23 protein-coding genes and 1 pseudogene are annotated in these 24,475 nt (G+C 67.7%); 10 read left to right on the forward strand and 14 right to left on the reverse strand.

The annotated features are described in order from the left end of the window. Window positions 1-14: 14 nt before the first annotated feature. On the reverse strand, window positions 15-878 hold the full coding sequence (locus EII34_RS02160) for a diacylglycerol kinase catalytic domain-containing protein (protein ID WP_124842402.1): 864 nt from the start codon (window positions 876-878) through the stop codon (window positions 15-17). After that, complete coding sequence (locus EII34_RS02165; RefSeq protein WP_124842404.1) at window positions 875-1,813, reverse strand: SPFH domain-containing protein; 939 nt, start codon at window positions 1,811-1,813, stop codon at window positions 875-877. The genes EII34_RS02160 and EII34_RS02165 overlap by 4 nt, the downstream gene beginning before the upstream one ends. 92 nt (window positions 1,814-1,905) lie before the next feature. Between EII34_RS02165 and EII34_RS02170 the strand changes: the two genes are divergently transcribed. After that, window positions 1,906-2,577, forward strand: coding sequence for an NUDIX hydrolase (locus EII34_RS02170; RefSeq protein WP_124842406.1), 672 nt, complete (start codon window positions 1,906-1,908; stop codon window positions 2,575-2,577). 3 nt (window positions 2,578-2,580) lie between these two features. Here the strand turns inward: EII34_RS02170 and hemW are convergent, their stop codons facing one another. Further along, on the reverse strand, window positions 2,581-3,786 hold the full coding sequence (hemW, locus tag EII34_RS02175) for a radical SAM family heme chaperone HemW (protein WP_124842408.1): 1,206 nt from the start codon (window positions 3,784-3,786) through the stop codon (window positions 2,581-2,583). Window positions 3,787-3,855: 69 nt separating this feature from the next. On the opposite strand from hemW, the gene EII34_RS02180 reads away from it, so the two are divergent. From EII34_RS02180 to EII34_RS02195, 4 genes are read left to right on the forward strand one after another with little or no spacing between them, the layout of a single operon-like run. After that, window positions 3,856-5,136, forward strand: coding sequence for an ABC transporter substrate-binding protein (locus EII34_RS02180; RefSeq protein WP_124842410.1), 1,281 nt, complete (start codon window positions 3,856-3,858; stop codon window positions 5,134-5,136). Continuing rightward, window positions 5,133-6,023: a carbohydrate ABC transporter permease gene (locus EII34_RS02185; RefSeq protein WP_124842412.1), complete on the forward strand. Its 891-nt coding sequence runs from the start codon at window positions 5,133-5,135 to the stop codon at window positions 6,021-6,023. Before EII34_RS02180 ends, EII34_RS02185 begins: the two co-directional genes overlap by 4 nt. Then, window positions 6,020-6,844: a carbohydrate ABC transporter permease gene (locus EII34_RS02190; RefSeq protein WP_124842414.1), complete on the forward strand. Its 825-nt coding sequence runs from the start codon at window positions 6,020-6,022 to the stop codon at window positions 6,842-6,844. Before EII34_RS02185 ends, EII34_RS02190 begins: the two co-directional genes overlap by 4 nt. Further along, window positions 6,841-7,530, forward strand: coding sequence for a cation efflux transmembrane domain-containing protein (locus tag EII34_RS02195; protein WP_124842416.1), 690 nt, complete (start codon window positions 6,841-6,843; stop codon window positions 7,528-7,530). Before EII34_RS02190 ends, EII34_RS02195 begins: the two co-directional genes overlap by 4 nt. Here EII34_RS02195 and EII34_RS02200 read toward each other — a convergent pair. Beyond that, complete coding sequence (locus tag EII34_RS02200) at window positions 7,505-7,999, reverse strand: methyltransferase domain-containing protein (protein WP_260425012.1); 495 nt, start codon at window positions 7,997-7,999, stop codon at window positions 7,505-7,507. The two genes, EII34_RS02195 and EII34_RS02200, sit on opposite strands and share 26 nt — an antisense overlap. A gap of 61 nt (window positions 8,000-8,060) precedes the next feature. Beyond that, window positions 8,061-9,884, reverse strand: a complete 1,824-nt coding sequence (gene lepA / locus EII34_RS02205) for a translation elongation factor 4 (protein ID WP_124842420.1) — start codon at window positions 9,882-9,884, stop codon at window positions 8,061-8,063. Between the two features lie 148 nt (window positions 9,885-10,032). On the opposite strand from lepA, the gene rpsT reads away from it, so the two are divergent. Together rpsT and EII34_RS02215 are read left to right on the forward strand one after the other, a co-directional pair. After that, complete coding sequence (gene rpsT / locus EII34_RS02210; protein WP_124842422.1) at window positions 10,033-10,296, forward strand: 30S ribosomal protein S20; 264 nt, start codon at window positions 10,033-10,035, stop codon at window positions 10,294-10,296. Between the two features lie 100 nt (window positions 10,297-10,396). After that, window positions 10,397-11,887, forward strand: a complete 1,491-nt coding sequence (locus tag EII34_RS02215) for a DUF1846 domain-containing protein (protein WP_124842424.1) — start codon at window positions 10,397-10,399, stop codon at window positions 11,885-11,887. A gap of 3 nt (window positions 11,888-11,890) precedes the next feature. Here the strand turns inward: EII34_RS02215 and holA are convergent, their stop codons facing one another. The 3 genes from holA to EII34_RS02230 are packed head-to-tail and all read right to left on the reverse strand — an operon-like array spanning window position 11,891 to window position 15,905. Next, window positions 11,891-12,844 (reverse strand): DNA polymerase III subunit delta, encoded by a 954-nt coding sequence (holA, locus tag EII34_RS02220; protein ID WP_124842426.1) that lies wholly within the window; start codon window positions 12,842-12,844, stop codon window positions 11,891-11,893. A 17-nt stretch (window positions 12,845-12,861) separates the two neighbouring features. After that, window positions 12,862-15,168, reverse strand: a complete 2,307-nt coding sequence (locus EII34_RS02225; protein ID WP_124842428.1) for a ComEC/Rec2 family competence protein — start codon at window positions 15,166-15,168, stop codon at window positions 12,862-12,864. Further along, window positions 15,165-15,905 (reverse strand): ComEA family DNA-binding protein, encoded by a 741-nt coding sequence (locus tag EII34_RS02230; protein WP_124842430.1) that lies wholly within the window; start codon window positions 15,903-15,905, stop codon window positions 15,165-15,167. Before EII34_RS02230 ends, EII34_RS02225 begins: the two co-directional genes overlap by 4 nt. A 346-nt stretch (window positions 15,906-16,251) precedes the next feature. Between EII34_RS02230 and EII34_RS16735 the strand changes: the two are divergent. Further along, window positions 16,252-16,791, forward strand: a pseudogene (locus tag EII34_RS16735) (bifunctional metallophosphatase/5'-nucleotidase); the annotation flags it as partial. Window positions 16,792-17,085: 294 nt separating this feature from the next. Next, window positions 17,086-18,153 carry a 5'-nucleotidase C-terminal domain-containing protein gene (locus EII34_RS16740; protein WP_395858065.1) on the forward strand — a complete coding sequence of 356 codons (1,068 nt, stop codon included), beginning with the start codon at window positions 17,086-17,088 and terminating at the stop codon, window positions 18,151-18,153. 53 nt (window positions 18,154-18,206) lie between these two features. On the opposite strand, the gene EII34_RS02240 is transcribed toward EII34_RS16740, so the two are convergent. Beyond that, window positions 18,207-19,124, reverse strand: a complete 918-nt coding sequence (locus tag EII34_RS02240) for a carbohydrate kinase family protein (RefSeq protein ID WP_124842434.1) — start codon at window positions 19,122-19,124, stop codon at window positions 18,207-18,209. An 18-nt stretch (window positions 19,125-19,142) separates the two neighbouring features. After that, window positions 19,143-20,075, reverse strand: coding sequence for a DUF4192 domain-containing protein (locus EII34_RS02245; RefSeq protein WP_185711126.1), 933 nt, complete (start codon window positions 20,073-20,075; stop codon window positions 19,143-19,145). 97 nt (window positions 20,076-20,172) lie between these two features. Between EII34_RS02245 and EII34_RS02250 the strand changes: the two genes are divergently transcribed. Next, window positions 20,173-20,760: a hypothetical protein gene (locus EII34_RS02250; RefSeq protein ID WP_185711127.1), complete on the forward strand. Its 588-nt coding sequence runs from the start codon at window positions 20,173-20,175 to the stop codon at window positions 20,758-20,760. Here the strand turns inward: EII34_RS02250 and EII34_RS02255 are convergent. The 4 genes from EII34_RS02255 to EII34_RS02270 form a co-directional block, all read right to left on the reverse strand. After that, the gene (locus tag EII34_RS02255; protein ID WP_124842440.1) at window positions 20,750-21,670 is read right to left on the reverse strand and encodes a hypothetical protein; all 921 of its coding nucleotides are present in this window, start codon (window positions 21,668-21,670) and stop codon (window positions 20,750-20,752) included. The two genes, EII34_RS02250 and EII34_RS02255, sit on opposite strands and share 11 nt — an antisense overlap. Before the next feature lie 121 nt (window positions 21,671-21,791). Continuing rightward, window positions 21,792-22,928: a L,D-transpeptidase family protein gene (locus EII34_RS02260; protein ID WP_124842442.1), complete on the reverse strand. Its 1,137-nt coding sequence runs from the start codon at window positions 22,926-22,928 to the stop codon at window positions 21,792-21,794. 63 nt (window positions 22,929-22,991) lie between these two features. Next, on the reverse strand, window positions 22,992-23,696 hold the full coding sequence (locus EII34_RS02265; protein WP_124842444.1) for a M48 family metallopeptidase: 705 nt from the start codon (window positions 23,694-23,696) through the stop codon (window positions 22,992-22,994). Window positions 23,697-23,723: 27 nt separating this feature from the next. Further along, the gene (locus EII34_RS02270; RefSeq protein WP_124842446.1) at window positions 23,724-24,473 is read right to left on the reverse strand and encodes an ABC transporter permease; all 750 of its coding nucleotides are present in this window, start codon (window positions 24,471-24,473) and stop codon (window positions 23,724-23,726) included. Between the last annotated feature and the right edge of the window lie 2 nt (window positions 24,474-24,475).

Below are 24,475 nucleotides of genomic sequence, written 5' to 3' on the forward strand. Positions count from 1 at the left end.
CCTATCCGCTGGGATCAGGCGAGCCGCAGCGCCACCTCGGCGCGGCGCACCACCAGGCGCTGCCCCCACTCGAGCCGCAGGAAATCGGACTCCAGACCGTCACCGAAGACCACGAGGCGTCCGCGCGCCACCAGTGCGATCTCCTCGCCGTCTCCCATCAGTCCGTGCACCAGGTCAGTCCCCATGCCGCCCAGCGGCCAGGCCTCCCGCACGAAATAGGCCAGCTCCGTCGCCCCCGGCCCGGGGAGGGAGAATCCGGGACTGTGCTGTCGCCACAGTGAGACCAGCCAACCCGAGGCCCCGGTCCCCGTCCCGACGATCACCCCGGAGGAGGACTGCTCCTCCCGCTCCCCCGCCACCTCGAGGACATAGCGCGACGACTGATGCCCCCGATCCCCGATGTAGACCTCGTTCAGCGCCCGGAGCCGCTGCCCGTCGTCCAGCACGACCTCCACCAGCCAACGCTCCTCGGCCGTCCCTGCGGCCCCCGCCAGGATGTGGCCCAGACTGCCCACCGTGTGCCGACACAAAGGACCCCGACCCTGCGGGTTGATCCCGACGACGAGCTGACCCGTCAGGTACTTGGCAACGTTCGCGACGAGCCCGTCCTGCCCGACCACGACCACGAGGTCGTCGACCTCGAACAGGAACCGGGAGAGCATCGAGCGCTCCACCACTGCGCTGCGCCAGTCGTCCGGGGTCAGCGCCATCACCTCGGCCAGGGTGCTGCGCTGCGCCTGATCGGCAGCCACCACCGTCTCGATCCGCTGGCCCCGGCTCTCGAGGAAGAACTCCACTCCCCCCAGGGTGGAGTGCCGCTCCACCAGCTCCTCGAGCTCGGTTCGACGGTGCACGATGACCAGCCGGGGCGCACTCATGCCCGCGCCCCCTCGAGCAGCCGTCGGAGGGCTCCATCCAGCATGTCGGGAGTCACCGTGAGGGAGTCCACCTTGGGCAGCACCGCCGCGATCTCCGGGAGCATCGCGGCGAGGACGGCCATCCGGTCGGCCGCACCGAAGGTCTGCAGCCTCGCGGCCAAGGCCTGCTGTTCGGCCTCGGCGGCCAGGCGGCCGCGCTCCACGGACTGCTCGGTGCGCCGTCGCTCGTTGGCCCCTTCCAGCTGGACGAGTTCCGCCTGCCGCCTGGCGAGCTCGGTGCGGTTGGCCAGCTCGTTCTCCTTGATGGCCCGTTCCCGCTCCACCGCCTGGGCGCGACGCTCGTAGGTGGCCCGGTCCGCCTCGGCCTGGGCGGCCTCCCGCGTGACGACCTGGAAGGCCCGTTCCATCTCCTCGTCGGCACGCAGGGACAGCACACCCACCTCGAGCACCGTGATTCCCGAGGCCGCCAGGTCAGGGGCACCCACCAGGGCCTGCGTCAGGAACTCCCCGAGGTGGACGAACCCCGCTGCGAACACCTCGCTGAGTGACATCACGCCGATCCGCTCGGCGACGAGCTGCTGGGCACGCTCCACGAGACGGGTCCGCACCGCCTGGAGCGGGTCTCCACTCCAGAGACCCGTCGTCGGGTCGACGGCGAAGTCGAAGCGCTGGGAGACCACCCGGGCATCGAGCAGCCGCACGATGAAGGCCATCTGGACACTGACCTCCTGACGGTCCGAGGTGACGACCCTGACGATGCTGCCGAAGCTCAGGTCCTCCCGGGGGACCTCGGCCAGGGAGGTGCCGAGCGGGTTGAACCAGAGCGCCGCCCCGGGTCCGAGGGAACGGACCTGCCCACCTCGGGCGATGAGCAGTTCCCGGCTGGCCTCGACGGTGACGTGGGACAGGAACGGGTACCTGCGGATGGTGGCCATGAGCTCTCCTTCACTGTTTATTGTTGAAATGACAGTATTAGGCGCCCTCCAATCTTGTCAATTCGACATCAAAGACGGGGTATAGTGGGGCCGTGCATCTCCCCCTGCTCACCCTCGCCGTCGATCTCGTGATCCTCACCATCGACCAGGAGCGACTCAAGGTGGCCCTGGTCCGCCGTGGCATCCCGCCGTTCAAGGGCGACTTCGCCCTGCCGGGTGGGTTCGTGCTCGCTGACGAGTCGGTCCTGGACGCCGCACGCCGTGAGCTGGTCGAGGAGGCAGGCCTGGTCGTCGGCCCAGCCCACCTGGAACAACTCGCCACCTTCGGGGAGCCCGGCCGCGACCCCCGCGGTCGGGTGGTCTCCGTGGCACATCTGGCACTCACCCCGACCCCCGGCCCACTCACCGCCGGCAGCGACGCCGCGGAGGCCGCATGGTTCGACGTCACGGAGCTGCCCTCACTGGCCTTCGACCACGCCGAGATCCTGGTCGTGGGCCTGGAACGTGCCCGGGCCAAACTGGAGTACACGACCATCGCCACCAAGTTCTGCAAACCGGAGTTCACGATGAGGGAGCTCCGGGCCGTCTACGAAACCGCCTGGGGGCAGCCGATCGACCCGAGGAACTTCTCCCGCAAGGTGCTGGGCTCCCCCGGTTTCATCGTCGAGACCGGCGTCCGATCCGGTGGACGTGGGCGTCCCGCCGCCCTCTACCGGGCCGGGGAGGCCGCCACGCTCCACCCGGCGATCCTCCGCGAGGCTTGATCCTCACCCGAGAAGCCTGAGCACCACCCCGTCGGCCAGCAACCGCCCCCGAAGGGTGAGGACCAACCGGTCCCCCTGCCGAACGGCCAGCCCCTCCGAGACCACCTGACGCGCACGCCCCCGCTCCTGTGGTGTCAGAACGGTGAGGGGCAACCCCTCGGCCAGCCTGAGTTCCAGCATGATCCGTTCGATGCGACGATCCTCCGGGCCCAGGACCTCACGCGCCTGGGCGGGGGAACGGCCCTCGGCGAGCTCAGCGGCATAGCTGCGGGGGTGTCGTCGGTTCCAGAACCGCACTCCGCCGAGGTGACTGTGTGCACCCGGCCCGAATCCCCACCAGTTGGCTCCCCGCCAGTAGGCGAGATTGTGGCGACACTCGCCGCCGGGACGCGCCCAGTTGCTGGTCTCGTAGTTGGCGAACCCCAGCCCGACGAGGAACTCCTCGGTCATGAGGTACTTGGTGGCCAGGGCGTCGTCATCCGGCATCGCGATCTCCCCCTTCCTGACCTTCAACGCCAACCGGGTCCCCTCCTCGACGATGAGCGAGTAGGCGGAGACGTGATCGACCGGGGCATCGGCGACGGCGTCAAGGCTGGCCTGCCAGTCGGCCTCGGACTCACCCGGGGCCCCGAAGATCAGGTCGAGTGAGACGTGTTCGAACCCCGCCTCGACCGCCCAGCGGGCCGCCTCGAGACCCCTCCCGGGGGTGTGGGTGCGTTCCAGCGTCGCCAGGACGTGGGGCACCACCGACTGCATGCCCAGTGAGATCCGGGTGAAGCCACCGGCGCGCAGTTCCTCAAGGTAGGCCGGATCCACGCTCTCCGGGTTCGCCTCGGTGGTGACCTCCGCATCGGCCGCGAGCCCGAGCCGTTCCCGAAGTGCCGTGAGCAACCCGACCAGCTCCGCTGCGGGCAGCATGGTCGGGGTCCCACCCCCGATGAAGACGGTCCCGATCTCGGGGCGCCCCTCCCCCAGCACCCGTTCGGCCAGCTCCAGTTCTGAGAGCACCGCGGACCGGTGGTCGTGCGGCGACATCCCCGTGAGCTCCGAGGGAGTGTAGGTGTTGAAGTCGCAGTAGCCGCACCGGGTGCGGCAGAACGGGACGTGGACATAGGCCCCCAGCGGGGTTCCCGACAACTCGGCGATGGCCTGCTCGGGAAGGGCACCATCGACGGGGGCCGGTTCCCCCGGGGGTGGCTGACTGGGCATCCGGGAAGAATACCCCCGGAAAATGCGTTGTCCCTGTCAAACCTCTCCCGAACTGGAAGACTTGATCCCATGAAACTGACTCGACGTGGCGTCCTCGGAATCGGCGGCCTCGCCGCCGCGGCAACCCTCAGCGCATGTGGCGACAACAGTGGCCTCGGCGACCCCTCGGCCCCGGCCTCGAAGCAGGGGGAGGGCGCGGCGGTCACCCTCACCCAGTGGTACCACGAGTACGGGGAACCCGGGGTGCAGGAGGCCGTGAGGCGTTACGCATCGGAGTACCCGGGGGCCACGGTGGAGGTGAAGTGGACCCCGGGTGACTACGGGCAGATCCTCGCAGCCCAGTTGCTGACCGACCAAGTGCCTGACGTCTTCGAGGTGGAGCAGGGTGGTTCCCTCGACATGATCCGCTCCGGTCAGTTGGCGGACCTGACCGATCTGATCGCACCGGTGAGGGACGACTTCAACGACGCCGTGATGAAGCGGTTCACCTTCGACGGCAGGGTCCACGGCATCCCCCAGACCATCGACATGCAGCTGCTGTACTACCGTCCCTCGCTCCTCGAGGCGGCCGGGGTCGCCCCACCCAGCACCTTCGAGGAACTCGTCACGGCGGCCAATGCCGTCGCCACCCCGGATGTCGGCGGCTTCTTCGCGGGCAACGACGGTGGTGTGGGCGTGCTCGGCACGCTTCTGCTGTGGGCCTCGGGACACGATCAACTCAACGAGGAACGCACCGAGGCCGCGTTCCTGACCGACGAGTTCTACGCGGCCCTGGCCGCCTACCGGGAGTTCTCCCAGTCGAAGGGGCTGCTCCAGTCCGCCTCCGCCGACTGGTTCTCCGGCGACGCCTTCGTGAACGGGGAGACGGCGATGCAGTGGGGCGGGCTGTGGTCCCTGCCGGACATCCTCGCAGCGCACGGCGAGGACGTCGGCGTGCTGCCCTTCCCGAGGATCGGTGCGACGGGGCGGCCCGCCGTGCCGTTCGGGGCCTTCGGGGCCTGCGTGGCCGCCAAGGGGGCGAACGTGGCTGCCGCCAAGGAATTCGTCACATGGTTGTGGATCGACCAGACGGACAAGCAGGTGGACTTCTCGAACTCCTACGGCACCCACATCCCGGCCCGCAAGTCACTCGTCGCCCGGGCCGATCAGCTGGCGGCCGGGCCCGGAGCCGACGCCGCGAGCCTCGTCGAGCTTCACGGCTTCGCCAATGACATCATGTGGTCCGGATCGATCGGTGACACCTACTCCGCCAACATCAGCATGGTCGTGAAGCAGGACGCGGATCCGAACGAGACCTTCGCTGACTTCGGTGCCCTGGTCGCCGCCGAGCTGGAGAAAATGAAGAAGTGAATCGCCACCGCGGGGGGCTGTGGTTCCTCCTCTTCACAGCCCCCTTCGCGGTGGGTCTGCTCGTCTTCGTCTACATCCCCATCCTCTGGAGCGCCGGGCTGTCCCTGTTCGAGGCCAGGAACACCCTCACCCCGACCCGCTTCGTCGGTCTCCAGAACTATGCGACGCTGCTCGCCGATCCCCTGTTCCGCAACTCCTTGGTGGTCTTCGCGGCCTTCGCCCTGCTGATCGTCCCCCTCACCTACGTCTGTTCGCTCGGACTGGCGCTGCTGTTGAACGGACTACGGCACGGACAGGCGTTCTTCCGTTCCGTGTTCTTCCTGCCCACCGCGGTCTCCTACGTCGTGGCCGCCCTGGTGTGGCGGTTCGGTTTCTTCTCCGGCACCCGCTTCGGCCTGGTCAACTCGGTGATCCGTGGCCTGGGGGGTGAGTCCGTCAACTGGTTGGGCGGGGAGAACGGACTGTACTGGATCGCCCTGGTCTCGGTTCGGCTGTGGCTCCAGTCCGGCTTCTACATGATCCTGTTCATCGCAGGCCTGCAACGCATCCCGCCCGAGACCTACGAGGCAGCCGCGTTGGACGGAGCCCATGGCTGGAGGGTGCTGCGCCACATCACCCTCCCCCAGCTGCGTGCCACCTCCGTCGCCGTCATCATGCTGCTGCTGATCAACGCCTTCCAGGCCTTCGACGAGTTCTACAACATGCTGGGCTCCATCGGCACCTACCCGCCCTACGCTCGGCCCCCACTGGTGCACCTCTATCTCATCGCGCTCGGCGGTGGCCAGCAGAACCTCGGCCTGGGCGGGGCCGGAACCATGATCCTCACCTCGATCATCGTGCTCTTCGGTCTGGCCCAGACCTGGCTGCTGCGGAAGGGGAACCGATGAGGACCTCACGTCTGACCACGGCACTGCGTTACGGCGTGGCGACAGCACTGGCGCTCGTCTTCCTGCTGCCGTTCCACGTGATCCTGCGCAACGCCTTCTCCACCACCCAGAACATCACCGCCCCGCGCTGGAACTGGCTGCCCGACCAGCTCAACCTCACCAACCTCGACTCCCTGCTGGCGAACGACTCGATCGGGATCGGCAGGGCGATGCTCAACTCGGCCATCATGGCCACCCTCCAGACCTGCGGCACCGTCGTCGTCTCCCTCATGGCGGGATACGCGCTCGCCCGTTCCACGGGATGGGCGGCACGGGTGCTGCTGGGGATGACCATCTTCACGCTCATGGTCCCGGCCGCTGCGACCTTCGTGCCGATGTTCATCATCACCGCCCAGTTCGGCTGGATCGACTCGTTCCGGGGGCTGGTGATCCCGGGCATGTTCTCCGCCTTCGCCACCTATCTGTTCCGGCAGGCCTTCCTGGACTTCCCCGTCGAGCTGGAGGACGCCGCGCTGGTCGACGGCTGCAACCCCTTCACCGCCTTCTGGCGGATCGTCGTCCCCAACGCCAAGGAGACCATCACTGCTGTCGGGACCATCGTGCTCATCGGCTCCTGGAACGCGTTCCTGTGGCCGTCCCTGGTGGGCCGGGACGCCACCCGGACCGTCCAGGTCGCCCTCAGCCAGTTCATGACCAGCCAGGGGGTCCGCTACCCGGAGCTCTTCATGGGCTCCCTCATCGCGATCGCCCCGATGCTGGTGGTCTTCCTCTTCCTGCAACGCTTCCTGGTGCAGGGACTGACCACCTCCGGGCTGCGATGACATCGATCGCCGGGCCAGCACCCGATGCCCCCACGCTCCGCCGCACCGTCGGCTGGGTCGCCCTGTTGAACCTTGCCTACTTCCTCATCGAGATCGGTGTGGCCCTGGCCATCGGTTCGGTCTCCCTGGTGGCAGATTCGGTGGACTTCCTCGAGGACCTCGCGGTCAACACCCTCATCTTCATCGCCATGGGCTGGCCACTGGCCAGGCGTGCCACGGCCGGGAAGGCGATGGCCCTGATCATCCTCAGCCCGGCCGTCGCGGCACTCTGGCAGGCCGTGATGAAGTTCCGCCACCCCGATGCACCGGACCCGTTGTCCCTGCTCGTGACCGCGGGGGGTGCCGTGATGGTCAACTCCACATGCGCCCTCCTGCTGTCCCGGCAGCGTCGCCAGGGCGGTTCCCTGACCCGTGCCGCCTGGCTCGCCGCCCGCAACGACGTCATCGTGAACCTGACCATCATCGTCATGGCCGTGGTGACCTGGCGGGTGGTCCCCAACGGCTGGCCCGACCTCATCCTGGGTCTGCTCATCCTGCTCCTCAACCTCACTGCTGCCAAGGAGGTCTGGGAGGTCGCCGAGGAGGAGCGGCTGGCGGCCCGTGCCCTGGCCGGTGAGGCCGGGTGCAGCTGCCGGCGTGGAACAACACCCCCCGACCCGCTCAGTGCAGACGGGCGACGAGGGTGAACGAGACCGGCAGTCGCTCCGGGCGATCCTCCAGCCGGTACTCGCCCTGTGCATCGGCCACCATGAGCCCCGGCAACGCCTCCGACGGCACGCTGTCGTGCTCGACCCGCAGCACCAGCACCAGGCCTGCGTCGATGACGGCCATGACGATCTCGGACAGGGCATGGTTCCACTCGAGGGATTCGGGGGAGGCCACGGCCTCGAGGACGTCCGCCACGACGAAGTCCACCTCCGCCGAGGCCTGATCCGCGATCCATCGGGTGTGCTCGATGGATCCGGACGACAGGTCGAGGCCCGTCATGCGGGCCCCGAGCCGGGCCAGGCTGAGGGTGTCCGTCCCGAGGTGACACTGCAGGTGCACCCCGTCGCACCCGGAGAGATCGCCGAGACGGGACCGGTCGAAGGTCACCACCTTCGAGATCCAGCCGGGATCCGCCACCTTGTCCAGCTCATGTCCTGCAGAGTTCACGTGCACCTCGGCACGCGCGTCCCAGTTGGCCCGGTTGATCGTCAGATGATCCTCGAGACGATCACTTCTTGGTTGGCTCCGAGGTGGACAGTGCGGCGACGAAGGCCTCCTGCGGCACCTCGACCCGGCCCACCATCTTCATCCGCTTCTTGCCCTCCTTCTGCTTCTCCAGCAGCTTGCGCTTCCGGGAGATGTCGCCGCCGTAGCACTTGGCGAGCACGTCCTTGCGGATGGCACGGATGGTCTCGCGGGCGATGACGCGGGAACCGATGGCGGCCTGGATGGGCACCTCGAACTGCTGCCTCGGGATGAGCTCCTTGAGCTTGCCCGCCATCGCCAGACCGTAGGAGTAGGCCTTGTCCTTGTGGACGATGGCGGAGAAGGCGTCCACGGGGTCACCGTGGAGGAGGATGTCCACCTTGACCAGGTCGGCGACCTGCTCACCGTCGGGCTCGTAGTCGAGCGAGGCGTAGCCCTTGGTGCGGGACTTCAGGGCGTCGAAGAAGTCGAAGACGATCTCGGCCAGGGGCAGCGTGTACCGGATCTCGACGCGGTCCTCCGAGAGGTAGTCGAGTCCCCGCTGCACGCCGCGCCTGGTCTGGCACAGCTCCAGGATGGTGCCGATGTACTCGCTCGGGGTGAGGATGGTGCCCCTGACCACAGGTTCGTGGACCTCCGCGATCTTGCCCGTCGGGTACTCCGACGGGTTGGTCACGACGTGCTCGCTGCCGTCCTCCATCACCACCCGGTACACCACGTTCGGGGCGGTCGAGATGAGGGCCAGGTTGAACTCCCGCTCCAGGCGTTCTCGCACGATCTCCATGTGCAGCAGCCCCAGGAATCCGACGCGGAAACCGAAGCCCAGGGCCCCGGAGGTCTCGGGCTCGTAGGTGAGGGCCGCATCGTTGAGCTGGAGCTTCTCCAGCGCCTCACGCAACTCGTTGAAGTCGTCCCCGTCGATCGGGTAGAGCCCGGCGTAGACCATCGGGTTGGGGTGCCGGTAGCCGCCCAGGTCCTCCGTCGCCGACCTGGCCGCTCCCGTGATGGTGTCCCCCACCCGGGACTGGCGGACATCCTTGACACCGGTGATCAGATAGCCCACCTCGCCGACCCCCAGCGCCGCGGACCTCATCGGCTCGGGCGAGATGACGCCGACCTCCAGGAGGTCGTGCTCGGCCCTGGTGGACATCATGAGGATGCGTTCCCGGTGGCTGAGCTCCCCGTCGACCACCCGCACGTAGGTCACCACCCCACGATAGGTGTCGTAGACCGAGTCGAAGATCAGCGCCCGTGCCGGGGCCTCCGGGTCACCGACCGGGGCCGGGATCTGGGCGACGATCTCGTCCAGCAGCTCCGCGACCCCCACGCCGGTCTTCGCCGAGACCCGGAGCACGTCGGACTCGTCGCAGCCGATGATGCCCGCCAGCTCGGCGGCGTACTTCTCCGGGTTCGCACTCGGCAGGTCGATCTTGTTGAGCACCGGGATGATGTGGAGGTCCGCCTCCAGGGCCAGGTACAGGTTGGCCAACGTCTGGGCCTCGATCCCCTGGGCCGCGTCGACCAGGAGGATCGCGCCCTCACAGGCGGCGAGGGAACGTGAGACCTCGTAGGTGAAGTCCACGTGTCCCGGGGTGTCGATCATGTTGAGGATGTGCTCGGTGCCGTCAACGGTCCACGGCATCCTGACCGCCTGGGACTTGATGGTGATGCCGCGTTCGCGCTCGATGTCCATCCGGTCGAGGTACTGGGCGCGCATGGTGCGTTCGTCGACGACCTTGGTCAACTGCAGCATCCGGTCGGCCAGGGTGGACTTGCCGTGGTCGATGTGAGCGATGATGCAGAAATTACGGATGATCGACGGGTCGGTCTTGCCGGGTGCGGGCATTCAGGGTCCTTGGCCTCGGGGATCGGGACGAGCCATCATCTCATGAAACCCTCCAATTTGGCCCGAACCCCGCCACTCGGCTACTCTGGACCGTCGCGTTCACGTGACGCCTGTACCGAGTACCCAGAACTGAGTGAGGCAAGCCCAAGTGGCAAACATCAAGTCCCAGAAGAAGCGGATCAAGACCAACGAGATCGCGCGCCAGCGCAACAAGGCGATCAAGTCCGAGCTGCGCACCCACGTGCGCAACTTCCGCACCGCCGTCGCCGAGGGCGACAACGAGAAGGCCGTCGAGCTCGCCAAGGTCGCCAACCGCGCCCTGGACAAGGCCGTCACCAAGGGCGTCATCCACGCCAATCAGGCGGCCAACCGGAAGTCGGCCATCAGCCTGACCGTCAACACGCTCGGCTGAGCCCACACAGTGCCCTGCAGCGCCCTGACCCACTCGGTGGTCGGGGCGCTGTTCCACATGTGTTCCTGAAGAACTGATCTTGAGACCAAGGGGGATTGACATGCATGACGTCGGATTCGATCGGGAGAAGTACCTGGCCCTCCAGGGAGAGCACATCGAGGCCAGGCGTGCACAGTTCGGCGGCAAGCTCTACCTCGAGTTCGGCGGCAAGCTGGTCGACGACATGCACGCCTCCCGCGTCCTCCCCGGTTTCACCCCCGACAACAAGATCGTGATGCTCGCCGGACTCGCCGACGAGGTGGAGATCGTCGTGGTGGTCAACGCCGAGGACTTCTCCCGCCACAAGGTCCGGGCCGACCTCGGGATCTCCTACGAGGACGACGTGCTGCGTCACATCGACGAGTTCCGTGACTACGGCCTGCACGTCGGCAGCGTCGTGATCTCCCACTGGAGCAACGACAACCGGCAGGCCGCCGCCTTCAGACGGAAGCTGGAACGGCTCGGCATCAAGGTGTACCGCCACTACGTGATCCCCGGCTATCCCCACGACGTCGCACGCATCGTCTCCCCGGAGGGTTACGGCCGCAACGAGTACGTCGAGACCGAGCGCGACCTCGTCGTCGTCACCGCACCGGGGCCCGGCTCCGGCAAGATGGCCACCTGTCTGTCGCAGCTCTACCACGACCACCAACGGGGCATCCGCTCCGGCTACGCCAAGTTCGAGACCTTCCCCATCTGGAACCTGCCCCTGGACCACCCCGTCAACATCGCCTACGAGGCCGCCACCGCCGACCTGGACGACGTGAACATGATCGACCACTACCACCTGGCGGCCCACGGTGTGCAGACGGTCAACTACAACCGTGACATCGAGATCTTCCCGGTCCTGCGACGCCTGTTCGAGCAGCTGCTCGGCTCCTCCCCCTACCAGTCCCCCACCGACATGGGGGTCAACATGGCCGGGATGTGCATCAGCGACGACGAGGTCTGTCGGGAGGCATCCCGACAGGAGGTGATCCGGCGCTACTTCAAGGCACGGGTCCACGAACAGCGCGACCAGTTGGAGCCGGACCAGTCGGATCGGATCGCCCTGCTCATGGGTCAGCTCGGGGTCAGTGGTGAGGATCGTCCCGTCGTGCTGCCCGCCCTGGAGAAGGAGAGGGCGACGAAGGCCCCCGCCGCTGCGATCCAGCTGCCGGATGGTCAGATCATCGTCGGCAAGACCTCTCCGCTGCTCGGTGCCTGCTCCGCGATGCTGCTGGACGCCCTGAAGGCGTTGGCGGGGATCGACCCGGAGGTGAAACTCCTGGCCTCCGAGACCATCACCCCCATCCAGAACCTGAAGACCCAGCATCTCGGCAGCCACAACCCGAGGCTGCACACCGACGAGGTGCTCATCGCCCTGGCCGTGAGCGCCAACCACAGCGACTTCGCCCGTCGGGCGCTGGAGCAGCTGGAGAACCTCCGCGGTTGTGAGATCCACTCGACGGTGATCCTCGGTCCGGTCGACGAGGCGATCCTGCGCAACCTCGGCACCAATGTCACCAGTGAGCCGGTGTTCCAGACCAAGAAGCTGTACCGGAAACGCTGAGCCTCACCGTCGGCGCTGCGCCAGCACCCCCAGGACCAGCTTCTCCAGGGCGTACTCCGCGCTGACGGCGGCGCCCTTGACCTCGGCATCGGCGCGGGCGATCAACTCGATCGCGGCCGCGACCCCCGCGGGCTGCCAGTGTCGGGACTGGCGCTGGTAGTCCTTCACCTTGAACGGTGGCACTCCCATGCGGGCCGCCAGATCCGGTGGATTTCCCCGCGCATCCAGCAACTGACCCATCGCCCGGAAGGCCCCGGCGAAGGCCGAGGTGAACAGCACCGGGGCCGTTCCGGTGCCGAGCGACCAGCGAAGCTTCTCCAGCGCTTGGGAGGCGTCCCCGGCGAGCACCGCATCCACGACGGCGAAGGAGGTCACCTCGGCCCGACCCGCGAAGTAGCGTTTGATCAGGTCCACATCGATCTGGTTGCCCTCGGCGTCAGCGGCCAGCTGGGAGACCGCGGCGACGAGGGATCGCAGATCTGTCCCGACCGCGGCCACCAACTCACCCGCGGCGTCGAGGGACATCCTTCTGCCCACCCGCCGGGCCTCCTCGACGCAGACCTTCGGCAACTCCCACGGCTTCGGGGCCGACACCGTGCGCACCTCCACCCGGGCCTTCTTGAGCTTGTCGATGAGGCCCCTGCCCTTGTTCCCCCCTTCATGGACGAGGATGAGGCACAGTTCCTCCCCCGGTGCGCGGGCCAACTCGATCAGCGCGTCGAAGACCTCGCCGGGGGTTGAACCCACGTCCTCGATGATGGCGATGATGTGGCTGGCGAACAGGGATCCTCCAGCCACCTCGGACAGCATCGCATCCGCCAGCTCCGTGCCCTGGATGCGGTTGACCTCCGCCTCTGGTCGCTCGGCGAGAGCCGCCTGCCTGCGTTCCTCGACGACCCGGGACGACAGCAGCGACTCCGACCCGGAGACCAGCAGGGTGGTACCGAAAACACTCACCGTCACAGCATGCCACCTCACCGCCCGGTGGTGGTCACCCGCACTCCATCGGCCGCGGGAGCCACCAGGATCAGTCCCTGCTCATCGGTCCTGGCCACGGCCATCCCGGCCTCCCGGACCGTCCGGAGCGTCCGCTCAGCGGGATGCCCGTACTCATTGCCCTTGCCGGCACTGACCACTGCCAGGCTCGCCCCGGTGGCACGGAGCAGGGCCTGGTCCTGCTTCGCCGCCCCGTGGTGGGGAAGTTTGTAGACCTCCACCCGAGGATCGATGCCAAGCCTCTCGAAGGCCCTCAGTGCCTGAGCCTGGCCATCCAGCTCGATGTCCCCCGGGAGCAGCACCCGAAGGCCACCGACGTCGATCAGCGAGACCACCGAGGAGTCGTTCTCCGCCACGCTCTCCGTCGCGTCGGTGGCCTGGACCCCGATGGGATGCCATGCGGAGACCACCGTCCAGGACAGTTCCCCGATTCGGTGGCTGAGGCCCGGTTCCGCCACCACCACCTCGGCCCCGACGGCACGTGCCGCCGCAGCGACCCCTGACGCCGCATCCGGCGGTGACGGGAGGGGACTGACCACCACGACCTCCGGTCTGAACCGGTTCAACACCTCTTTCGCACCACCGACGTGGTCCTGGTGGTAGTGGGTGAGCACCACCAGGGGTATCCGTCGGACCCCGAGCTCGGCCAGACAGGCCAGGACCGGACGGGCATCGGGACCGGTGTCGACCAGCACGGCCCCCTCGGCACCGGCACTCAGCACCGTCGCATCACCCTGCCCGACATCGCAGAAGGCGATCACCCAGGGGCCCGGTGGCAGGCGGGGCAACAGGTTCACCACCACGAGGGCACCGGCCAGGATCATCGCCATGCCCGCATGACCGGCAAGTCTCGGCACCACCCAGGCGATGAGGACCACCAGCAGCAGGGAGGACAGGATCCCGCCCAGTCCCTGCGGCCACGGCAGTGAGCCGTTCGGCAGTCCTGCCATCGCACGTGCCACCACCAGGATCGGTTGGGTGGTGATCCCCGCCAGCATCGCAGCCCCGGAAGCAGCATCCGGCCACCAGCACAGCACCGCTGCGATCAACCCCAGCACCGTCGCCGGACCGACGAACGGTCCCGCCAACACATTCGCGAGCACACCACTGAGGGAGACCCGCCCGGAGAGTTCAGCCGTCAACGGCAGGGTGGCCACCTGTGCGGCCAGTGGGATCGCCACCGCATCCGCCAGCCACGAGGGCACCCAGCGGGACAGCGGATCACTGACCTTCCGTCCCAGCAGGACGATCCCGGCACAGGCCGAGACCGACAGCGCAAAACCCCAGGAGCGCGAGAGCCAGGGATCGATGGTGGTCAGGACCAGGACCGCGAGCCCCAGATTCCTGAGGCTGCGGTTGCCGCTCCCGATCCCGATCGCAGGCAGGACCGCGAGCCCCATCACCGCGGCCCGGAGCACTGACGGCTCGGCCCGGCACACGAACACGAAGGCGACCACCCCGACTGCGGCGATCCCGCGGATTCCCCAGCCGCGTACCCCGGCCCAACGGGCCGCGGCGACGAGCACCCCGAGCAACAGGGTGAGGTTCGCCCCGGAGACCGCCATCAGATGGGTCAACGAGGTGGCCTGGAACTGCTCCTGCAGCTCAGTGGGGACGGCGCTCCGGTCGCCGAGCACCAGGGACGGCACGAGCCCTGCCTGGTCGGCCGGCAGCCCTGAACTCGCAGCACGCAGACCGGAACGCACCCCGGTGATCATCTGGTCCATGGGACCCGGCGGGTCGAGCGTCCTTTCCACCCGCTGGACGAAGATGGCCACTGCCGTCGAGGATCCCGGTTCCTCCACCCGGAGCCTGCCCTGCAGCTCAACCGTGCTTCCCGGCTCGAGGTCGGCCATCGCCTCACCGAGGTCCCTGACCCCGATCACGGTCACGGGCAACCGGGAGGTGAACTGTCGTCGATCATCCGCCACGGCCCGCAACAGGAGGGCACGGTGCACGGTGAGACCATCCCCTCGTCCCGGGGGACGGTACGGATCTCCCTGCAGCCGGAGCTGAGCGGTGACCAGGGCCTCCTCGTCGGCCAGCCCGATCAGCGCCCCTGAGCGCATCCCCCAGTCACGGACCCCCGCGGCAGTCGTGGTGACGACCAGGACCACCACCATCACACGCCACCAGCGGCTCCGCCCGATCACCCCGACCAGCAGCACTCCGGCCAGGAGCACCACGAGCACACCACCGCCCGGCCGCCATCCGCTGGTCCCGATCCACGCCCCGGCCCATGCCGCGAGTGCAGGAGGTACCAGCCTCCAGTCCTGCTCACTCACACCGTCACCAACGGTGACAGTCGTTCGTAGGTCCTCGGACCGATCCCCGTCACCTCCTGCAACTGGGACACCTCGGTGAACGGCCCGTTCTCCTGACGCCACTCGATGATGTCCGCCGCCAGCACCGGCCCCACGCCGGGAAGCTCCTCCAGTTGTTCGTTCGTCGCGGTGTTGAGGTCGAGGAGCCCGGCGCCACCGGCGGACGAGGTGGCGGTGACCACCTCGCTGCGCGGTTCCTCTGCGGTACCGATGATGATCTGCTGCCCGTCGACGAGCGGTGCTGCCAGGTTGAGCTCTCCCGGGACCGCCTCCGGCAGCATCCCTCCCGCTGCCCGGATCGCGTCCTCCACGATGCCGCCGTCCGGGACCCGGACCACCCCGGGGGTGGCCACCGCACCCAGGACGTGGACCCGGACCTCCTTCCGCTGCTCTGGACCGGGACTCACCTCGGACGGGGAGGGCGACGGTGTCCGCTGTGCAGCGGGCAGTGCCGGGATCTCCGTCGTCGAGGTGCTGCCCAGTGCATGGAACGCGATGAGCACCACCCCGAGCACGAGCGCCAGCACCACGGGCAGGTGGTGACGCCCCAGCTCGAGGAGGCGGTGAAGGCCACCGGTCGATGACGCCGTCGGTCCCGGCGACTCGTCATCGCCGTGGCGGGCTCCCACGCTGAGTTCCCGCTCGGCGGTGAGGAATGCGAGGCGTTGCGTCGGCAGGGTGGATCTGTTGAGGCTCACACCAACACTGTGGGCACGAGACCCCCCGGTTTGTTCATCCCGGCGGACAGCTGTGGACAAACGTCTGCACCGTGCTCCTGCCACTTGACGTGAGGCCGGGCATTGGCAAGGCTGAGGGATGAGGCCGACCGCCCCGTCGGCTCATACCCGAGTGGAGTTTCAGATGTCCAAGTTCAGCACACGGCTCGCCTGTGGTGTGGCCGTCACGTCCCTTGGACTCGCCGGTGTCGTCGCTGCTCCAATGCCGCTGGCCCTCGCCGACGAGGTCTCCTGTGCCCCGGGCACAACCAAGGTGTCGATCCTCTCCTACAACGATTTTCACGGCCGCATCACACTGGCACCCGCCATGTTCACCGCCGTCGAGAAGATCCGGGCCGCACGCGGCGAGGCCAATGTCGGCCTGGTCAGCGTCGGTGACGACATCGGCGGTTCGACCTTCGAGTCGATGGCCGACGACGACAATCCCACCCTGAAGATCCTGGCCGCTGCCGGACTCGATGCGATGGCCGTCGGGAACCACGAGTTCGACAAGGGGTGGGCCGATCTCTCCGGCCGGGTCCACGACGCCCTGCCTCTCCAAGAGCTGGGTGCCAACGTGTACTCCCGGGGAACCTCCACCGTGGCCCCACCGCTCAAGGCCCATGAGATCTTCGAGGTGGGAGGTCTGAAGGTGGCCGTGATCGGTGCCGTGACGAAGGACCTGCCGTCGCTGGTCAGTCCCGCCGGACTCAGCGACCTGACCATCGGCGATCCTGTGGCGGCGGTCAACAGGGAGGTCGCGGCCCTGCCGACCGACGTCGACCTGGTCATTGCGGCCATCCACGAGGGCGCCGCCAACGGAGGCAGCACCGGGGATGCCCAGGCTGCGGCATCCCCGAACTTCGCCTCCATGTGGCACGACCTCGATCCCCGCGTCAAGGTGGTGCTGAACGGGCACACCCATCAGTCCTACGCCTGGACCAACAGCAAGGGCCAGCTGTTCACCCAGGCTGCCTCCTACGCCTCCCAGCTCAACGAGCTGACGGCGTGCGTGACGGCGGATGGGCAGCTCTCCGGTGATCTCGGCAACGTCAACCACGTCATCGACCCGAAGGCGATCGATGCCTCCTCGCCGAGGATCGCCGAGATCCAGGGCATCGTCGATGAGGCCGTCAGGAAGGCCGACCAGATCGGTGCGAAGGTGATCGGCAACGCCACCCAGGCCATCTCCACCACCATGGGCAACGCCGATGTCCGCAACGTCGAGTCCCCCATGAGCAACGCCATCGCTGAGATGTTCTTCGACACCTTGAACAACGGCAACCCGGAGTTCATCGGCATCCAGAACCCGGGTGGCACCCGCGACTCCTTCAACCAGGGTGACATCACCTACAAGGAGGCCGCACTGGCCCTGCCGTTCGCGAACTCGCTGATGACCACACAGATCACCGGCGCCCAGTTCAAGACCGTCCTGGAACAGCAGTGGCAGCGCAAGTCGGATGGCAGCGTGCCATCGCGTCCGTTCCTGCGCCTCGGACTGTCGAGGAACGTCACCTACACCTACGACGAGTCGCGACCAGAGGGTGACCGGATCACCGGCATCTTCATCAATGGTTCCCCCATCGATCCGGCAAAGCACTACACCGTGGGCTCGGGTTCCTTCCTGATCGCCGGTGGGGACAACTTCCACGAACTCGCGAAAGGCACCGGTACGCGCGACTCAGGGCGTGTCGACCTGGAGGCCTGGACCTCCTGGGTCGCCGCGAAGAAGTCCTTGTCCCCCGACCACTCGAAGCGTGGGGTCTCGTTGACCACGGCACCGGATGAGCTGACGGAAGGTGGCACGGCAGCCCGTTTCGTCCTCGATGTCACCGCCGCCGACCCGACCGCCCCCGAAGGGCTGGACATGTTGCTCGGCGCAGCCACGGGACGCGAACCGAAGGATCCCACCAAGGTCAGCCCGGCCCTGGCCAACACGTCCGTGACGGCGCTGCTCGACGGTGCCACGGTCGGCAGTGGCACCGTCACCGACGGCAGGGCGAGCATCGATGTCACCATCCCCTCCTCCTGCACCCTCGACTCCCGTGACGCGGTGCTCACCTTCCAGGTGGCCCCGTCCGGCACCGAGATCCACAAGAGCGTCAGGATCACGGGGGACGGTGCGTCCTGTGCCTCGCCCACGCCGTCCCCATCGACGCCGCCCCCATCGACGCCGACCCGGCCGAGGCCGGGCCAGCCGAGGCCGGGGCTGCCGAGCACCGGGGCCTGAGCACGGCACGGGGTGGGTCGAGGACGTCCCCCGACCCACCCCGTGGTCGCTGTTCAGCCCAGGAAGGCGAGCAGTTCCTCCCTGCTCGGCGGGTTGGCCCCCTGTCGGGTGCACACCAACGCCGAGGCACCGGCCCCCCACCGCAGCGCCTCCTCCACGTCGTCAGGACGTTCCGCGAACCGTGCCAGGAAACCGGCCATGAAGGTGTCCCCCGCACCGACGGTGTCGACCAGGTCGATCACGTGTCCCGGGACCCGGTACTCCCGGCCGTCCGGTTTCACCGCGATGGCACCGTCCGGGCCGAGGGTCACGATGAACATCGACAATCCGTACTCCGCGCACCAGGCGTGTGCATAGGGCACGGGATCCTCGTCGTCGACGAGCCAGCTGACGTCCTCGTCGCTGGCCTTGACGATCCCGGCCGCCGCCCCCACGGCCTGCATCAGCGGCTCGACACGACCGAAGTACTCGGCCCGGTCCGGGATGACGCTCGGTCGGATGTTGATGTCGAAACTCAGCGAGGCCGGGGTGGTGCGGATGAACTCGAGCAGCGCGGAGGCCCCGGGCCCCACCACTGCACCGACGGAACCGAAGTGGAGCCAGTCGCTGTCCGTCAGTCGGGGGAACTCGTGGGAACGCCACCCGAAGTTCGAGGTGTCGTGGAAGTGGAAGGTGTAACTGGCCCGGCCACGCTCATCGAGCGAGACCACTGCGACGGAGGTGGGATCCGAGCTGTGCACCGCCAGATCGGTGGCGACCCCGTTGGCCTCGATGTAGGAACTCAGCTGCGTGCCGAAGGCATCATTGCCCAACCGCCCGAGAAAATGGCTGTCCTCCCCCAGCCTGGCCAGGCCGATGGCCGTGTTCATGGGGCTGCCACCGCACAGTGCCGCCCAGTGGGTCTCGGCCCTCGAGATGGTCCTCACCGGCATCAGATCGATCAGTGCCTCACCGCACACAACGAAACGCATGCCCCAACTCTAGTGTCCTCATCCCCATGGTGTGGACCGGTTTGATCGAGGTGGGGGCGTTGCCTGCCGGTGGAGTTCCTCGAGCACGGGGAACAGTGGGTGCCGCGGCGCGATGTGCTCGAGTTGGAACAGGCACTCGGCCAACTGCGCTCCCCGGGCCCCGAGCCAGCAGGCGAAGGCCAGCAGGGCCAGGACATCGGCGGCATCCGGGTCCGCGACACTGCGTCTGGCCTCGGCCAGCCGGTCCGCCAGCCTGCTCGCCGAGGTGACGTCGAGCACCCCGAGCACCTGAACGGCCAGGTCCTCGTCCTGCACCAGCAGGGCCAGCCTCACCGCCTCGGTGTCCTCCAGAGCCTCCGTGCGTGACAGCAGCTCGTGCAGCAGGAGTTCCTTCTCGGGTCGCTGCAACCCGGAAAGATCTTTCCGGGCGGCCTCGGTGGCCGGGACCACCGTGGCAGGATCCGACGGTCCCCTGACCGGAGCCACCGCCTCGTCGCGATCAGCTGCGACGGGGAAACCCTGGAAGATCGCCGAGGCCATCACCTGTGAGGACAACGGATCCCACGTGGCGGGCTCCTGGTCGGCCAGTGGTGGACCACTCAGATCCCAGAACCGGCTGTCATCGGCCACCAGCCCGATCACCACCCACCCGGCGAGCTCGTCCATGAGGAAACGCAGGAACCGCTCATGGCTGAACGGGTCGGCGCAGTAGGCGAGCAGCACCAGGGAGTCGACCTCGGACTGTTCGATGGCCGAGGCGAGCTGTGTCAACAGGGTCGGCACCCCTGACGGGAGCCGGTCGATGTCGGCACGGGCACAGAACTCCACCGTGCCCTCCGTCATGCCCAGCACGACGCACGACTCGTGGGGATGGAAGCCGAGGAGCACCCCGGGCACACTGAGCAGGTCACGCTGGGAGCTGCTGCGAATCCTTGCTTGTTCTGGTCTCATGCTCACAACATGGACACGCAGGACCCCCGGGTGACCACGGGCCGGGCCAGATCGACCCCTCTGTTGACAACCTGCCGGGGGTATCGTGGTTGACACCATGAACACACACTGGCAGCCACCCCCGCCACAGGGCCGAGATCCCCGCACCCCCTTCGGGTCCCCCCAACAGCCGATGCAGCAACCGCCGCCACGGATCCAGGACTTCCAGGAGCCGAGAAGCGGTCTGGGACGGACACTGCTCATCGTGATCACCGTGGTCGCGCTGATCGGTGGGGCCCTCTTCGCCCTGCAGGTCATGGGCGGCCCCGAGGCGACCTCCTCCCCCTCCGCCAGCCGTGGTGTCCCCACCGCCGCGACCTCCTCCCTCGGCGCCTCGGCCACCTCGATCGACTTCGACGGCTACGGCAAGGGGACCTTCGAGATCCTCAGTTCCTCCTGGGGGGACAAGGGCCTCGAGGTGGAGGTGCAGGTCACCCTGACCGAGGGACAGGGCACCTACACCACCTACGCCTTCCACAACGAGTCGATGACCAGCGCCGACCCGCGCAAGGAGGAGAACATCACCATCCGTGCCGGGGAGTCGAAGACGGCCCGTTACGTGTTCGACCTGCCCCGGGGGGACGGCACCATCGTGCTCGCCACCTCCACCGGGACCCCGGTGACGGCTCTCACCATCAAGGGGTGAGGGCCGCCTCGGCCTTCTCCCGCTCGGACACGGCATCGGGATGATCCTTCGACAGCAGCACCACGCCGTAGACGGCGACAGCGCCGGAGAGGATCATCCCGATGGAGGGCAGAAGCCCCATGCCGCTGCCCTCCCCGAGGATGAACAACCCGAACAGCACCGCGACGAACGGGTCCACCGTCGTCATGGTTCCCACCGTGATCTCCGCCGGTCCGGAGGCGTATCCCTGCTGGATCATCCAGACCCCCAGGACGTAGCAGGCCACCATGTATCCGATCACCAGCAGCGTCGTGGGGTGGAACAGGTGGAACTCTCCTGACTGCACCATGTTCATCGCGGCCTTCATCATGCCGGAGGCCAGACCGTAGAAGATGGCCCCGACCGAGGACCACAGCATCGCCTTGGCCCAGGGAGCGGCCTTCTTCGCGGCGAAGAAGGACAGGATGGCGCAGATCACGGAGACCGCGATGAAGGACCAGGTGACCGGCAGGAAGCCGAACTGCTTCTCCCCCCGAGCGAAGATGGAGGAGAAGACCGTGAATCCCACCACACCGATCACCGTCACCACGACGGCACGCCACACCCGCGTCGAGATCTCGTGTCCGTGGATGCGGGAGGCGAGCAGCACCGACCACGGCACGGCGAGGATGCCGACGGGCTGGACCACCGCGACGGGGGCCATCGTCAACGCCCACAGGTGGAGGCCAGCCCCCGCCAGCACGCATCCCAGGCCGAGCAACCACTTCGGGATCACGAACAGCTTCAGCAGTCCCTTGAGGGTCAACGTGTTCGACGAGGCGGCGGCACCCGGATCGAAGGTCGACTTCACCCCCAGGTGTTGCAGCGCCGCCCCGCTGGCGAAGAGGAAGGAGGAGAGGACCTGCAGGCCGATTGCCAACGGGATGTTCACTCAGGACACCTTTCGAATCATGTCAGTGGCGGAACCGCCGGAATCATCCTAGGGCCTGCAGGCACCACGACACCTCCGACCAGGGTCCCGTTCTTCCCTGATCCTCGGGCCCCTCGTCTGATCACCCGGCGTAGACGACCACCTTGTCACCCACGCTCACCTGGTCGAAGAGCGAGGCGATGGCCCCCTTGTCGCGGACGTTGACACAGCCGTGGGAGGCCCCCCGGTACCCCCGGGCGGCGAAGTCCGAGGAGTAGTGGACGGCCTGGCCACCGGAGAAGAACATCGCGTACGGCATCGGGGAACCGTACTCCTTGGAGACGTGGTTGCGGGACTTCCAGCCCACGGAGAAGGAGCCGTTGCGCGTGGGGGTCTGCTCGGAGCCGAACCTCACGTCGAGCACCACCTGGACCTGACCGTCCACGACCCACGCCAGCTTTCGCTGCTTCTTCGAGATGCACAGCACCCGACCACTCAGACAGCGGTCGTCCAGTGCCATCCCGGAGGCCTGCCTCTTCTCCTTCTGCTCCGGCACCACGTTGTTCTTCTCGTCCTCGGTGGGCTTGCGGGTCATGGCGTGCAGCCGGTCGAGGGTGCGCTGATCGACCTCACCGGTGACCGGGATCTGTCGTTTCTGCTGGAACCCACGCACCGACTCGGTCGTCTCCGGACCGTACCGGCCGTCGATGGGTCTGCCGTACCAGGCGATCTGCTTCAACCTGGCCTGGAGGTCACGGACCTGGTCCCCCTCGGCCCCGGACTTCAGCAGGGCCGGTCCCGGCACCAGGATGTTGTGCTTCTCCTCGTGGGTGGGCTCACGGGTCATGGCGTGCAGCGCATCCCGGGTGCTCTGATCGACGTAGCCGAGCACCGGCAGACCACGCTTGCCCTGGAACCCCTCCACCGCCAGTCGGGTGGTCTCGTCGAACTCCCCGGTGATGCCCCCCTCGTACCAGTCGATCTGCAGCAACCGGTGCTGCAGGTCTCGGATCTCCTCACCGCTGTCCCCCGGTGAGTGGAGCGCGGCGACGGCCTCGGGGGTGGGGACGATCTCGGTCCGGGGTTCGTCGGCCACCTCCGTCGCCTCGAAGGTCGGGTCCACCGAGGGTGTGACCTCGTCGTTGCCCGGTTCTGGCACGAGGCTCTCCTGCGGTGCCGGCAACGCGATCTCCGGCTGTGCGGAGGTCGCTGGAAGTTCACGGGCACACCCGGCCACGGCGAGCATGGCCAGCAGAGGTAGGACGACGAGTCGACGCATGAGGAGCAACCTTCCTTCTACAGGGGGAGGCCAGAAGAATGCTGCGGTGAATCCTAGCCCTTCTCAGGGGGTGGTCGGAGACGACCCGCCGTCGGTCCTCAGGAGTCGACGGCGACTCTCGAGGTCCGGCAGGACCGACCCGACCAGCGCCCAGAAGTCGGAACTGTGGTCGGGGTGGGTGAGGTGCGCGAGTTCGTGGACGACCACGTACTCCAACGCCTCGACCGGGAACCGCGCCAGCCCCACGTTGAGGGTGATGGCCCGGCTTCGGTGATTGCAGGATCCCCAGCGGCTCTTCATCTGGCGGTATTTGATTGTCGATGGTTCAGGCACCGCCATGAGCGGTACGTATGTGGAGACGATCCTCGGCACCAGAAGGTTCACCTCATCGGCCCGAAATCTTGCCAGGGCCTTCTCCGCCGCCGCATCGTCCGGGCACCGCAGGTGCAGTCGATCCTCGTGCAGCCAGGCACGTGACGGGGTGCCGGTGTGTCGGGTCACCTCCAGCCATCTCCCCCAGTGCCGTACCGCCCCACCATCAGTCAGCTGGTCGGCCCGGACCAACCGGTGGAGGTGCAGGTAGCGCTGTTTGGCGATCCAGGCGTGACGCTGGTGCACGAATCGCTGGATCACCTCGACGGGGGTGCCATGCGGTGCCGAGACCGCGACGACGGCATCCGGACCGGGTACCCGCATCCGGAGGTTCTTCATACGCTTCTCGGTGACCTCGACCCGCAGCTCCCCCACGGTCAGGACACGACTTCGCATCTGAGGATTGTCGCACGTCCCACAGCGTCAGGTCTTCTCCGCGCGGGGCAACCGAGTGGCCCGACCCGCGAGGGTGCTGAAGACCGTCGCGGATGCGGCGCCCCCCAGGAGCAGTGCGGCGAGGACGGTGAGCTGGAACGAGGCCGCCTCCACCGGACTCGCCCCGCCGAAGAGTGAACCGATGAAGGCACCGGGCAGGGTGACCAGTCCGGTGTTGCGGGTCTGGTCCAGGTTCGGGATGAGCGCCTCCCTGACCCCGGTACGCCGCAGTCTCGCCGTCGCCCGGGAGAACGGGGCACCCAGGGCGAGCCAGCCCTCCACCTCCGCCTGATGTGCGAGGAGGTCACTCGCGAGTCGCCGGGCCAGCAACGTCACGGTGCTCATGGCATTGCCGGTCACGATGCCCACAACAGCGATCACCTGTTGTGCCCGCCACGGCACCAGCCCCAGCAACAGGACCGCCCCGGAGGCCACCACCGAACCGACGGTCACCGCGAACACTGCATCCCGTCGTCCACCCGACAGCGCAGCGGCACGCCGAGCCGCGGTCCACGACGCCGTGGAGAGCATCAGCGTGACGAAGGCCAGTGCCAGCAACGGCCATTGGGTGACCCCACTGAGCAGCACGGCGATGGCGGCCAGCTGGATGGTGGCGCGCAGCACGGCGATGACGGGGGCCCGCCCGAGTGGCACCCGGTGCAGCCGCAACAGCACCATTGCCGCACCGACGAGGACGGCGATCCCGAGGGTGAGGCGCAGAACGTCGTACCAGGGCATCG

It is taken from the genome of Arachnia propionica, from assembly GCF_003859805.1.
GTDB lineage: Bacteria > Actinomycetota > Actinomycetes > Propionibacteriales > Propionibacteriaceae > Arachnia > Arachnia propionica_C.

Excerpts from the sequence above, each read along its gene's own strand:
- EII34_RS02160 (WP_124842402.1), bottom strand. The coding sequence starts at position 878 with ATGAGTGCGCCCCGGCTGGTCATCGTGCACCGTCGAACCGAGCTCGAG.
- EII34_RS02165 (WP_124842404.1), bottom strand. The coding sequence starts at position 1,813 with ATGGCCACCATCCGCAGGTACCCGTTCCTGTCCCACGTCACCGTCGAG.
- hemW (WP_124842408.1), bottom strand. The coding sequence starts at position 3,786 with ATGCCCAGTCAGCCACCCCCGGGGGAACCGGCCCCCGTCGATGGTGCC.
- EII34_RS02180 (WP_124842410.1), top strand. The coding sequence starts at position 3,856 with ATGAAACTGACTCGACGTGGCGTCCTCGGAATCGGCGGCCTCGCCGCC.
- EII34_RS02190 (WP_124842414.1), top strand. The coding sequence starts at position 6,020 with ATGAGGACCTCACGTCTGACCACGGCACTGCGTTACGGCGTGGCGACA.
- EII34_RS02195 (WP_124842416.1), top strand. The coding sequence starts at position 6,841 with ATGACATCGATCGCCGGGCCAGCACCCGATGCCCCCACGCTCCGCCGC.
- lepA (WP_124842420.1), bottom strand. The coding sequence starts at position 9,884 with ATGCCCGCACCCGGCAAGACCGACCCGTCGATCATCCGTAATTTCTGC.
- EII34_RS02215 (WP_124842424.1), top strand. The coding sequence starts at position 10,397 with ATGCATGACGTCGGATTCGATCGGGAGAAGTACCTGGCCCTCCAGGGA.
- EII34_RS02240 (WP_124842434.1), bottom strand. The coding sequence starts at position 19,124 with ATGCGTTTCGTTGTGTGCGGTGAGGCACTGATCGATCTGATGCCGGTG.
- EII34_RS02245 (WP_185711126.1), bottom strand. The coding sequence starts at position 20,075 with ATGAGACCAGAACAAGCAAGGATTCGCAGCAGCTCCCAGCGTGACCTG.
- EII34_RS02250 (WP_185711127.1), top strand. The coding sequence starts at position 20,173 with ATGAACACACACTGGCAGCCACCCCCGCCACAGGGCCGAGATCCCCGC.
- EII34_RS02260 (WP_124842442.1), bottom strand. The coding sequence starts at position 22,928 with ATGCGTCGACTCGTCGTCCTACCTCTGCTGGCCATGCTCGCCGTGGCC.
- EII34_RS02265 (WP_124842444.1), bottom strand. The coding sequence starts at position 23,696 with ATGCGAAGTCGTGTCCTGACCGTGGGGGAGCTGCGGGTCGAGGTCACC.
- EII34_RS02270 (WP_124842446.1), bottom strand. The coding sequence starts at position 24,473 with ATGCCCTGGTACGACGTTCTGCGCCTCACCCTCGGGATCGCCGTCCTC.